The organism is Hallella faecis (genome assembly GCF_018789675.1).
GTDB lineage: Bacteria > Bacteroidota > Bacteroidia > Bacteroidales > Bacteroidaceae > Prevotella > Prevotella faecis.
In genome coordinates this window covers 1-775 of sequence record NZ_JAHKBE010000144.1, presented here as the reverse complement: position 1 = coordinate 775, position 775 = coordinate 1, and the positions used below count along the sequence as shown (strand labels likewise).

The following is a 775-nucleotide window of genomic DNA, read 5'->3' as shown; positions in this document are numbered from 1 at the left end:
AAAGCCTTTTTTATACAATAAATTCAACCTCAAAGTCTAAATCCGAAACTTGAGTTATGTTCTTTTGTTTTGCGTTGTATGCGTTTTCCATTACCTTTGTCACCATCACATGTGAAAAACAAATCCCACCATGGCCCGCATATTCATAGCCTTACGGTTTGGCGACGAGGTAAAGAAGGCGCTCGTGGCCTTGCAGAACGCCCTCCGCGCGCAGGGCGTTGAGGGCAACTATTGTGCGTGGGGCAACCTCCACATGACACTTGCCTTCATTGGCGAGCGCTACGACCTGCCCACGATACGCCAGGCGGTGAACGAGGTGCGTTTTGAGCCCTTTACCATGACCTTAGGCCCGTTGGGCACGTTCCCCACGAAGGCCGGCGTTGTCTGGTGTGGGGTGAGTGATGGCGAGGCGGTCACGGCCTTGGCCAACCAGTTGCGAGAGCGCCTCACGGCCCATGGCGTGGCCTATAGCGCGACGCCCTTCTTGCCCCATATCTCCTTGGTGCTGCGCCCCTCACACATCGTAACCCATCTTCCCGCGCCCCAAGTGGCCATCCCCGTGGAGCGCATTTCTGTGATGAAATCGGAGCGCATCGACGGCCAACTGGTTTATTCGGAAATATAGCCCCAAACGTTACGCGTTACCAAGGAAAAAGATTATCTTCCTCTATAAAACAAAAATGAATATCTCCGCAAAAGGCAACTAAACATCTGTATAATTAGTGTTTACTGAATAATTTATAACTCTCTGATATTTAAGTTTATATAACTTTAT

At 50.1% G+C, this 775-nt stretch carries 1 protein-coding gene; it reads left to right on the top strand.

Annotated elements, in window-relative coordinates:
• The first annotated feature begins 130 nt into the window (after window positions 1-130).
• The gene (thpR, locus tag KM934_RS12875) at window positions 131-625 is read left to right on the top strand and encodes an RNA 2',3'-cyclic phosphodiesterase (protein WP_215761030.1); all 495 of its coding nucleotides are present in this window, start codon (window positions 131-133) and stop codon (window positions 623-625) included.
• The last annotated feature ends 150 nt before the right edge of the window (window positions 626-775 follow it).